At 64.7% G+C, this 10790-nt stretch carries 10 protein-coding genes; all 10 read left to right on the forward strand.

Annotation, left to right across the window (positions count from 1 at the left end):
- The first annotated feature begins 281 nt into the window (after positions 1-281).
- The 10 genes from FHR97_RS15450 to FHR97_RS15495 are packed head-to-tail and all read left to right on the forward strand — an operon-like array spanning position 282 to position 10790.
- Complete coding sequence (locus FHR97_RS15450; protein ID WP_183384691.1) at positions 282-2618, forward strand: phage tail sheath family protein; 2337 nt, start codon at positions 282-284, stop codon at positions 2616-2618.
- Positions 2619-2629: 11 nt separating this feature from the next.
- Entirely contained in the window at positions 2630-3106 is a 477-nt protein-coding gene (locus FHR97_RS15455) for a phage tail protein (RefSeq protein ID WP_183384692.1), read from the forward strand.
- 21 nt (positions 3107-3127) lie between these two features.
- Positions 3128-3874, forward strand: coding sequence for a T4 family baseplate hub assembly chaperone (locus FHR97_RS15460; protein WP_183384693.1), 747 nt, complete (start codon positions 3128-3130; stop codon positions 3872-3874).
- Positions 3875-3886: 12 nt separating this feature from the next.
- Complete coding sequence (locus FHR97_RS15465) at positions 3887-4744, forward strand: hypothetical protein (protein ID WP_183384694.1); 858 nt, start codon at positions 3887-3889, stop codon at positions 4742-4744.
- The gene (locus FHR97_RS15470) at positions 4745-6097 is read left to right on the forward strand and encodes a Pvc16 family protein (protein WP_183384695.1); all 1353 of its coding nucleotides are present in this window, start codon (positions 4745-4747) and stop codon (positions 6095-6097) included.
- Positions 6098-7993: an ATP-binding protein gene (locus FHR97_RS15475; RefSeq protein ID WP_183384696.1), complete on the forward strand. Its 1896-nt coding sequence runs from the start codon at positions 6098-6100 to the stop codon at positions 7991-7993.
- Positions 7990-8691, forward strand: coding sequence for a hypothetical protein (locus FHR97_RS15480; protein WP_183384697.1), 702 nt, complete (start codon positions 7990-7992; stop codon positions 8689-8691). The genes FHR97_RS15475 and FHR97_RS15480 overlap by 4 nt, the downstream gene beginning before the upstream one ends.
- A gap of 11 nt (positions 8692-8702) precedes the next feature.
- A complete protein-coding gene (locus FHR97_RS15485) occupies positions 8703-8987 on the forward strand; it encodes a hypothetical protein (protein WP_183384698.1) in 285 nt (94 codons plus the stop codon).
- Between the two features lies 1 nt (position 8988).
- A complete protein-coding gene (locus tag FHR97_RS15490) occupies positions 8989-10242 on the forward strand; it encodes a hypothetical protein (protein ID WP_183384699.1) in 1254 nt (417 codons plus the stop codon).
- Complete coding sequence (locus FHR97_RS15495; protein WP_183384700.1) at positions 10239-10790, forward strand: phage baseplate assembly protein V; 552 nt, start codon at positions 10239-10241, stop codon at positions 10788-10790. The genes FHR97_RS15490 and FHR97_RS15495 overlap by 4 nt, the downstream gene beginning before the upstream one ends.

Raw genomic sequence — 10790 nt, forward strand, 5'->3', positions numbered from 1 at the left:
ATGGCAAACCGGGATACCCCGGGCTAAGTTGAGAAAAGTAATCAACGCAGCATCGGATCGGTACCGTTTTCGGACTACGGCGCCGGGAACGACAGCCCAGGCTGGAACTGGATGGGGTTGCGGGCTACGACGCCAACTCCTCCTGCTGTATATAACACTATGTGTAGACAAAGCTGCTAATAATGGACTCGCTGAATTGAAAATTCATTTTAAAGTCAGTCAGTTGCTTTTATTTGTAAACAACCTCTAAGTCGCATTGCATTTAATCCTAGGTGAGACAAATGTCGATTATGTTATCCCCTGGAGTTCGCACCTTTGAGCATCCTTCCGGCCAGTCTGTCGCCCGTGGCGCAATTTCCAACCGACTTCTCGCTATCGGCATGGCACGGAAAGGCCCGATCAACACGCCCATCGCGGTCCGCAGTTTCGAGCAATACGTCGCACGGTTCGGCGACGACCTGACCTACGGCGAGCTCGGCATACAGATGCGCCAGGCCTTCACGGCGGGCCTCGGGAGCGCGGTGGTCGTCCGCACGGCCAATAGCCCACGCGCGGCGCATCATGTCATCGAGAGCGAGTTCAGCAATGACGCGCTCCGCGTCGAGGCGGTTGACGCCGGCGTCCTCGGCGACGCGATCCGGGTCGCGGTCGACTACGACACACTCGATCCCGAACTGACCTTCAACATGACACTCTGGCGCGAGACGGTCGACGATCAGGGCCGCCTCGGGCAGGCCGAGAACGAGGCCTACAGCAACCTCTCCATGGACCCGCAGGCATCGAACTTCGTGCAACGCGTGGTGAACGGAGCTTCCAGACTGGTCCGCGTGACGGCTGTCCACGACGCCCCGGACTTAACGATAAACAACGAGGATCAGGTCTACAGCCAGTCCGGTTCCTACTTCGCCAACGGGGCGGCGCTGGACACCTTCCTGGCCGACATCGCGGAGGAACAGCGGATCACAGTCGAGATCGACGGCCGCGACCAGGTAACGGCGATCCTGACACCGCCGATCAGCCCGAACTCTATTCACGACGCGATCGAGGCGTCGCTCATCGCCCGTTCGCTCTCGGCCCGCGTGAACGTCACCGGTCACGACAGCGGGAACGGCATCGCCCTGCGGATCGCCGTGGACAGTGCCGACGGTACCCGCTCGATCCGCATCCTGCCCGCTGGGCAGAACGACGGCACCGGAACCCTCGCGCTCGGCAGCCTGAGGGGCGGGATCGAGGTCGGGCTCTATTCGGATCACCGGCCCGCGATGACCGGTGTCACGACGCGGCCCTTCGCGGCGGCGGGCGACATCACACCACTCGAGGCGTTGCTCGGCGTCGGAGCCGGGGCGGCCTGGCCGATCGACTTCGAGGACGGCACCGCGGACGGCACCATCTCGGGGCTGAGCTGGGGCGTCGCGGGCGCGACGAACCCGATGGACGACGGGGACGGCGGCACGCCGTTCTCGCTGGAGAGCCTCGCCGGCAACCTCGATAGCCTGGTGGCGACGCTGAACGCCGCCGATCCGCTGGGCGACATCTGGACCTTCAGCCGCATCGGCTACCGGGTCCGGGCCATCCGGGACGACGGCATGCTGACGCCCTCCGAAGCGGGAACCCTGGATACCGGAGGCGCGATCGCCTACGTCGACGACGCCGTGGCCAACCGCCCAGCCTACGGTCTCGGACAAGCCGGCGGCGCGACGACAGGCAGCGACGGTCAGATGCCGGTACTAACGGATTACCAGACCGTGTTCCAGCGGGTCTCGCGCGAAGTCGATATCTTCAACATGATGATCCTGCCCCGCGGCCACCAGCAGACCGACGATCAGCGCGGCGGGATCTGGGGCGCCGCCAGCGCCTTTTGCCGCGAACAGAACGCACTTCTCATCATGGACCCGAGAAGTGACGACAACGCCTGGTCGACGGTCGACCAGGTCACCGCGAAAGCCCAGCTCATCGAGTTCAAGAGCGGCGTGATCCCCGAGGTGTCCTGCGTCTTTTGGCCCCGGGTCAGAACGCCGCTCGGGCGCACCCAGGTCCACGTCGATCCTTCCGGCACCATGGCGGGTGTGATCGCCTCAACCGTCGCGCGGCTCGGCGTCTGGAACGCCGCCGCAGGCCTCTCGGCGCCACTCGTCGGGGTCACCGGGCTCGAATACCCGATGTCGGACGCCGACAACGGCGTCATCAACCCGCGCGGGATCAACGCACTGCGCGCCAAGTCGACCGGGAACGTCATTTGGGGCGTCCGCACGCTGGCGGGGGACGACGCCTTCTCGAACCGCGATTTCGCCTACATTCCCGTCCGGATGACGACAGACTTCATCAAGAACTCGCTTCAGGTGGCGCTGCAGGAATACGTCTTCAAACCGAACAACCGAGTCACCTGGGCGAACATCGAGATGATGTGCCGCGCCTTCATGCACGGCCTCTATGAGAGGAAGGCATTCCGCGGCGCGACTGTCGATGACGCCTACAACGTGCGCTGCGATGAGACCACGACTTCACCCACCGACATCGCGCTAGGCATCATGAACGTCTGGGTCTTCTTCGCCCCGCTATTCCCTGCCGAATTCATTCACCTTCACGTTCAGCACAAGTTCGAGCAACCCTCATTCTAAGGGAAGCGATCATGCCCATTACGCCCGTCACGGTCCGTCCTACCCCTCTGACCAACGCCTATTTCGAATTGTTTCTCGAAGGTCAGTCAGTCGCTGCCGTCACCGCCATAGGCGCCATCAAGTCGAATGTCGCGGCGAACCCGTCCAAGGACGGCACCCAGCTCTACTCGGTCTACAGCCCCGGCGCGGTGACCTACGAGGCCTGCGAGATCAAGCAGGCACAGGTACTCGATGTTGCGCTGCTGAACTGGTTCGAACTGGTGCACAGCCCCGTCAGCGCCGGTGCTATATCGGTCGACGGGATGAAGAAGAATGTGATGATCCACGTCAAGGACAGCCAGATGCGCCCGCGCATACAGCATGAGCTTTTCGCCTGTCTACCGACTTCGATCGCCTGGGACGCGCTAGATTCCAACGCCGAGGCGAACACGTTTCTGACCTTCTCGCTGCAGTACGAATACAGCCTGACGAAATACCTGGAACCCTGATCACAGGGAGTAATGTGGCAGATGATGACTGGACATGTCATTTATGGCGTCGGGAAACGGCGTAGCTATTCGTGCCGCCCTTTGGACGAGCAAGCGCTGTTCCGGCAGGGCGCAGACCCAGACCGGCTGATGCCGCTGGCTATTGTGCAAGGCGAGGACAGCCTGTCGTCGGAGGACCTGCCCGAGCTTCCGCTCATCGACTACGAGTTGATGTTGGCGCATCTCTACGTAGGCACATTCGGAGCCACGATCGACCAGAACGTCGACTGTCCGGATTGCGGCAAGAAATTCTCCGTGGCGTTCTCACTCAACGCCTGGGTGGGCGGGGTCCGCCGCGCGGTGGCGCCGGACGAGGGCAGAGCCTTCGACGGGGCGCCCTACGCGCTCCCGACGTGGGCGATCCTGAAATCGGTAAAGCGGGATCGGAGCGCACTGGCAAGCAGGCTTTGGCAAGGCGAGACGGCCCTTCCTCCGGAGAGGATCGCCGCCTTCGAGGCGCATGTCGCGAGGGCCTGCCCGATCCTGGCGGATGACATCGAGGCCCCCTGCCCGCGCTGCGGCGAGGTCGTGCGCAAGCGCTTCGTCCTGAGAAACCACCTCGCATCGCGCCTTCGCACCCGGTTGCGCGCGCTTCTGTCCGACATCCACGTGCTGGCCTCCAGCTACCACTGGTCAGCCGTCGACATCCTCGATCTGCCGCGCCAGACAAGGGTCGCGCTGATCGACACCATCCAACTACAGCGCCGTCGCGCGCACGGTTCGCGCTGAGGGGGGAGAGGAATGGCAAGCTACTTCGAAGACATCCTCGAAAGTTACCGTCCGGCCGAGAAAACGACCAGCGTGGATACGCCATGGTCAGACCCGATCATCGAGGCCACCGCTCAGGACCTGCCGTTTTCGGACGCGGGCGCTCCGGCAAGCGCCGAAGGGGAGACCGCGCCGCTCGCCTATCCGGAGATTCCCGACGCCGATCATTTTCCGGAGCACCTTCAGACCTCTCCAGCCCCTGCCGAAGACCCCGTACAGCGCCCGGTGGCCGAGCCGTTCCAGCCGGCCGAGAAGATCGTCGAACGCGAGACGCGGATCATCGAGAACCTCGCCGACATGCCCCCGCCCCCTGAGCCTGGCGACGATACGCCGTGGCAGGTGCCCGCTCCGGACGTTCATCTCCAAGAACATGTCGATCGGTCGACCACGCATCTCCACGAACACCTCCGGATCGTCGAGGACAGCGTGGATTTCGAGCCGGACCAGGATGACGCCGGAACTCCTGCACCACCGGACCGGTGCCCTGCGCCCGAGCCGGCCGAGCCGACCGAGCACGGTCCCGACCCCGCGCTCGCGGAGATCGAGGCCGAGTTGGCCCGCGCCCTCGCCCGGCTCCACGACGAGTACGAACCGCAGAAGCCTTTCGTCTCTCCCGACGATTTCGAGCCCGAGACACGTGACGACCCGATCCCCCCCGACATCGAAAGCGTGCGCGAGGTCACCCGGGAAGTCGTCACCGAGATCCACCATCACCACACGACCGAGAGCCGCGTCGAGCCACCTGCTACGCCCGCACCCCGGACCGCAGCCGAAGCCTCGCGGATCGGCCCGATCCGCTTCGCCTCGGCCTGGAAGACGGGGGAGCCTTAGATGGCCGTCACCCAGCTTTCCCAGGTCACGACGACCCTAGAGACGCTGCTCGCAGCGAACATCGAGCGGCGGATGGGAGGCGCGTTGACGGTCAACACGAGTTCGGTCTCACCGCTCGACGTGTCGCCCACGACGAATCTCGTCAACATCTTCCTCTATCACCTGCACCCCGAGGGTAAGCCCGACGTTGCCGAGGAGCCGGCTGTCAATCCGCCCCGCCCTGCGTTCTTTTCCAAGCCGCTGACGCTTCACTACCACCTGACCACCCACCAATCGTCCGGGAATCTGCCGCACCTGTCCGAGCAGGACCTGCTGGGCCATGCCCTGGCGACACTGCTCGACCATTCCGAACTGGACGAAGATCTCGCCATCGGGTCGGTTCCGGTCTTCGAGGACGCGCTCGTCGGGGCCGATAACTGCTTCGAGATCGAGGTCGTTGTCAAGGCGGGCAGCGAGGCTCTGAACGTCTGGCCCGCCTACGACGGCGGCTCAGTTCGGCCGAGCCTCTATTTCAGGGTCAAGAACGTCCGGCTCCAGCCCGAGATGCCGCAGGAGCTTTCCGGGCCAATACTGACCATCGGCGACGCGACGCTGCCCAACATGGGGCCGCGCCTATATCGCATCTCGAGCACGATCACTGCGACCCTGCCCGGAGCAGGCGGGACCGCGCAGCGCCAGTTCACCCGGACGCCGGCCGAGCTGTTCCTGGGCGCGGGACCGGACGACAGGACTCTCGTGCTTCGTGGCACCTCCATCGCCCGTTTCGTGGACATCGAACTCACCGTGCCGGTGGGCGACGCGATGGAAACCTTCCGCGTCGATTTCGAGGCCAACGCCGCGAACGGCTGGGCGATTGATGACGAACGCGGCGAGGTTCGGGTGACCATCGGTGCGGTGGTCGACCGCCCGGTTGCCGGCGTGATGCAGCCACTCTCACTTGAGCCCGGCGATGCGCAGATCCGCGTTCTGACGAGCGAGACCATGATGCAGGACGGCGAACCCGTACCCTTCGAGATCCCGTCGAACCGCTTGCCCTTCACGCTGAACCCCCACGTCGCGCAGGCGACCCTCGTCTCCGGCCGGCGGTTCCGGCTCGACCTCGACGGTGACTTCGACCTCGAGACGATGGCGCCCCCGGACACCCATGCCAGCTTCCTGCGGCTGGCGCTCAGCGGCGCAATCTACAACGTGCGCGATACGGCGGCCAGTCTCGAGGCGGGAGAGGCCGCCATCGCCGGTCCAAGGCGGGTCGACTACGTGCTGTTCGATGACGCCGACGAGAATGCCCTGGCCTATCTCCAGCTCTGGATCCGCAACGCGGTCAGCCAGCCGTTCTGGGTGGGGGGAGCGTAGATGCGCAACTTCGCCGAGCTCTATGCCATCGAGATAGATGCCATCGTCAAACTGACCGAAGCATCGCTGACCGGCAACCACGAAGGCGAGCAGCTGGAAGCACTGCGCGCGCGGCTCGCCGACCCCGAAAGCTCGCGCTTTGCCAAGCTGACCCGGATGCTGGGCCTGAAACGGCCCGAATGCGACCTGCTGCTCTGCCTGATCGCGCATCACGTCCAGCCCCACCTCGACACAGCCATCCGCAAAAGGTCCACGCTGCCCTATGTCCATGAGGCGCTTGTCAGGGAGATTTTCCGACAGGACCGGATGCCGATCTACACTTCCGACAGCGCCCTGAACCTCTGGCAGCTTGTCCGGGCCCGCGACATGGGGCCCGGCGCGCCGATGGCATTCGACATCGACCTCGCGGTGATTGAATGGCTGGCCGGCAAACCGGGGCTGGAACCGGCCCTGCAGCAACTGCTCACGCGGGTCGAGGGACAGGCTGCGGATGACGGGATCGCGTGCGACCTGGCTCAGGCGATCCGGGCCGAGGGCAGCAAGGTCCACGGTATCATATGCGAGCTGACCGGCAGCTCCGAGACCGATTTCACCGAGGTCGCCGCCGGAGCGGCATCCATGTTGAATACCAGCCTGTGGGTCGTGCAGGCGCGCGAGGAACCGTTCGACCCCGATCAGGTTCTCCGCATCCACCGTTTCGTCACTGTCCAGAACGCGGCGCTCTACTGGCAGGCCCCCGAATCCCGGCACCTCGAACCGTGCATCTCGCCGTCCGCGCGGCTCCAGTTCATCGCCAATGCCGAGAGCCAGCCCGCCCGCACCTCCGCGACGCACCGATACCTGAGCTTCGAGGTTCCCGCCCCCCGCCGCAATACCCTCCGCAAGCGGCTGCGCGCGCACTTTCCCGATGCGCCGGAAGACAAGCTTCGTCGGGTGGCAGCCATACGCGGCGTGGACGCCCGGCTGATCGAGACTGCGCAGTCGTCCGATATCGACGCCCTCGCCCGCCACGCCCTGACACGAAGCACGCGCGCCCTCCACGCCTGGGCAATGCCGCTGTCGACCGACGTGGGCTTCGACGACCTCGTCCTGGACCCACCGATGCGGGAACAGCTCGAGGATCTAGTCGCCCAGATACGAATCCAGCACGAGCTGATGGACAGGCCCGAGGTCGCCCGGGTCTACGTTCAGGAACGGGCGCTCTCGATCCTGCTGCAAGGCCCGCCCGGCACCGGCAAGACGCTAAGCGCACGGGTTCTGGCGGGCGAGGCCGGTCTGCCGCTCTTCCGCGTGGACGTAGCGAGCCTCGTCAGCAAGTGGCGCGGCGAGACGAACAAGAATCTGCGCGAGATGTTCCGGGCCGCGACGCGGTCCGGCGCGATTCTGTTCGTAGACGAGTTCGACGCGGTCGCTTCGAAACGGACGGAAACCCGCAACGAGGTCGCGCGGGCCGACAACCAGAACACGGCCTATTTCCTGCAACTCATCGAGAACGCCTACGAGGGCACGGTGGTCTTTGCGACCAACCGGCCGAAGGAAATCGACGAGGCCATGCTGCGCCGCATCCGCCATACGCTCGACTTCCAGCCCCCGGGCGAGTCCGAACGCACGAAACTGTGGCGTCTCGCGCTGGCGCCCTTCGAACCGGCGGAGGACCTTCTGGCATTTTCCGAGGTCCTCGGCCCCGCCTTCAGCTTCTCCGGCGCCCGCATCAAGGCCGTCGTGCTGAACGCCTACGCGCAGGGCGCCGCCAGCGGGGACGATGCGCTGACCATCGATGGACTGCGGCGCGCGACGCTGGCCGAGGCCCGGCAGAACGGCCGTTTGCCCGGCAAGCGGGAACTGAGCCGCGTGCTCTCATACTGCAATTCCGAGATCAGGGCGGTGCAGTCATGACACTGACCACTCCGCCAGTGAAGTCCGTCAAGGGCGCGATGATCCAGCTCAATCCGAAGAGCGGCATGGCGGGGATCATGAACAACATCCCCAACGTCGTGCAGTTCGACATCAACCCTGAGACGTTAACCCGCAGCTTCACACCCTGGAAGGCGGAGGCGGAAGAAGGCGTCCCGAGCCCCGGCGCCCCAGTGCAGCCGATCGAGGTACCACAGAAGTTCACCGGCTTCGAGATCAGCATCGACCCCTATGCCACGAAGGGCTCGCTGATCCCGCCGAATTCGTTCAGCGTCGAGGCGCGCCTGGCGGCGCTGCGCAAGATGATCGAGCCTACCAAAGGTCTGATCGGGGACCTCCTGCAGTCGGTGGCCGATCTCACCAACACCGGTTCATCGGACTACACCCCACCGGAGGTCGCCCCGGTCATCCTCTGGCTCGGTGCGCGAATCATTCTGCCTGTCCAGGTCGAGAGCTTCACGATCACCGAGCATCAGCACGACGCACTCTACTACCCGATCCGGGCGACCGTCGCCATGGACCTGAAAGTGCTGACTCCCGACTACTTCCGCTGCAGCGACAGCGACGCCGCCGAGATCGCGATCGCAGCCTACGAATACACCCGCGCGCAAAGCGACCTGCTGGCGGTTGCCAGCCTGGCCGATCTGTCGCCGCTCTGGCGACTTATCGCACCAATTTGAAGGAAAAAACGATGGCCAAATTCTCGCCCGATAGCCGTTACAGCAGACACTCACAGCCCTTCAAGACCACCGACCCGCGCGGACGCGAGGTGCTGGCGGTCAAGCCTGCGGTGATCCCGGCGAAACGGAACCGCGGCGCGCATGTCGCGAAAGACCCGCAGCGGCTGGACCACCTGGCGTGGTTTTACCTCAAGCGCGCCGATGCGTTCTGGGAGATCACTGCGCACAACGGGCGCCTGCTGCCCGATGCCGTCCTCGTCCAGTCGCGCATCCGCATCCCGCTGGACGGAGATTGAGATGCTTTCCATCGTCCAGATCGTCAGCGGCACCGAGGGGACCCCCTGGACCCGGGAACAGCGCCAGTGTGTGCTCGAGATCCGCTCCGAACACAAGCTCAATGACCCGACGAGTTTCAGCATCCTGATGCACGACCTGCCCGACCGACGGGGCGTGCGCCACCGTCTGCTCGCCACGGGGCGCAAGGTTGCGGTTCTGGTTCGGCCAAAGAACCAGGGGGAGTGGCATGTTCTGTTTCAGGGCAAGGTCAGCGAGGTGGAGGAGCATCACACCCAGGGTGGCGTCGGCTCGACCATTCTCTATCGCGGTATGGACATCCGCACGATCATGGCGGCGCGGAGCTATACCGGCGCCTGGTCCGGTCAGGTCGACGCGGTCATGAAGCACCTGATTGAGCAGGACTTCTCCGAGCACGCCGTCGACGCGCCGGAGAACAACGAACTCGACGAGGAAGAGAACCCGCTCGGGCAGAACAGCAACAACCTCGATTTCCTCCGCACGCAGGCCATCGCCTTCGGCCACAACTTCTGGGTCAGCTACGCCCGCGTGCCCGAAGAGGCCCCCGGACTGGGCTCGCTCAATCCGCTCGACGACAGCGAGCCGAGCGTGACCATCACGCCGAAGATCCACTGGGCCCGTTCCCCCTATTTCGAGGAAGTCGGCGCGCCGCCCGCAGGCAGTGCCGGCACTGCAGCGGCTGACGCCGCGGCACAGGCGCTGCCGGGTATCGGTGGAGAGGATAGCGGGCCGATCAGCTTCAAGGTCCACATCGACCAGGCCAGCTGTCCCAACGTGACCGCCTTCGAGGTGATGTCCGAAGGCAGCAGCGTCCAGACCATGCACGAGCAATCCGGCGGCCAGACTTCGCCCGGCGTGCCCTCGCCGCCGACAAACCCGCTGGCGCCGCCCCCCGACGACGACACCCCCGGCGTCCATTTCGTACCCCGGGTCGTTCAGCCGGGCGAAGACGATGTGCAGGTCAATGAGGCGCTCGAGCAGGAGCGCAGCTTCGACCGCAAGGTGAAGCTGTCGACGACCATGGCGATGCTCAAGAGGCTCTGCCTCCCCAACGAACTGGCGACGCTGGAAGGGGTACCGGAAGCCGTGGCAAACAAGCTCTTTCGCATCAGCGAGTCGACGCACGTGATTCGCATAGACGGACACTGGGTGGATGCCGTTCTGGAGAGCGACGGCAGGGAATACGGCGCTGCCGACGAGGATGGGTTGGCAGATGCAACAGGAGGATTGGCATGAACGACATTGCGAATCGCGGCCCCACCATCGACGAGCTCTACCGCCCGAGCAGCGGGCGCCTCTACGGCAAGTACCTCGGCGAAATCACCGACAGGGACGATCCGAAACGACGCGGCCGCCTGCGCATCAGGGTCGACAACATCACCGACGCCAAAGGCATCTGGGCCGACCCCTGCGTGCCCTACGCGGGCGACGGCATCGGCTTCTTCGCGCTGCCGCCCGAGGGCACGAAGGTCTGGGTGGAGTTCCTCGGCGGGAGGATCGACCGCCTCGTCTACTGCGGCTTTCTCTGGCAGGAGGGCGAACTCGATGGGCAGGACTACGACCCCGCCCGCGTACATTTCGAGACCGGCTCGCTGCGGATCGAGGTCGATGACTCCGCCGACGAGATCAAAATCGAGATCAAGAACAACGGCGGCTCGATCACCATCAAGGGCGGCGAGATCACGCTGAAGGCAAACATCGTCACGCAGGAAGCGCAGGGCAACAAGGTGATCCTCGACGCCGCCGCCTTCGACGTCAAGAACGCCGCGCTGAAAGTCGTGTAA

Source organism: Halomonas stenophila (assembly GCF_014192275.1).
Classification (GTDB): Bacteria; Pseudomonadota; Gammaproteobacteria; order Pseudomonadales; family Halomonadaceae; genus Halomonas; species Halomonas stenophila.

What these genes read in the sequence shown, in the direction of transcription:
- FHR97_RS15460 (WP_183384693.1), top strand. Translation starts at nt 3,128, where the DNA reads ATGATGACTGGACATGTCATTTATGGCGTCGGGAAACGGCGTAGCTAT.
- FHR97_RS15450 (WP_183384691.1), top strand. Translation starts at nt 282, where the DNA reads ATGTCGATTATGTTATCCCCTGGAGTTCGCACCTTTGAGCATCCTTCC.
- FHR97_RS15470 (WP_183384695.1), top strand. Translation starts at nt 4,745, where the DNA reads ATGGCCGTCACCCAGCTTTCCCAGGTCACGACGACCCTAGAGACGCTG.
- FHR97_RS15455 (WP_183384692.1), top strand. Translation starts at nt 2,630, where the DNA reads ATGCCCATTACGCCCGTCACGGTCCGTCCTACCCCTCTGACCAACGCC.
- FHR97_RS15475 (WP_183384696.1), top strand. Translation starts at nt 6,098, where the DNA reads ATGCGCAACTTCGCCGAGCTCTATGCCATCGAGATAGATGCCATCGTC.
- FHR97_RS15485 (WP_183384698.1), top strand. Translation starts at nt 8,703, where the DNA reads ATGGCCAAATTCTCGCCCGATAGCCGTTACAGCAGACACTCACAGCCC.
- FHR97_RS15495 (WP_183384700.1), top strand. Translation starts at nt 10,239, where the DNA reads ATGAACGACATTGCGAATCGCGGCCCCACCATCGACGAGCTCTACCGC.
- FHR97_RS15465 (WP_183384694.1), top strand. Translation starts at nt 3,887, where the DNA reads ATGGCAAGCTACTTCGAAGACATCCTCGAAAGTTACCGTCCGGCCGAG.
- FHR97_RS15490 (WP_183384699.1), top strand. Translation starts at nt 8,989, where the DNA reads ATGCTTTCCATCGTCCAGATCGTCAGCGGCACCGAGGGGACCCCCTGG.
- FHR97_RS15480 (WP_183384697.1), top strand. Translation starts at nt 7,990, where the DNA reads ATGACACTGACCACTCCGCCAGTGAAGTCCGTCAAGGGCGCGATGATC.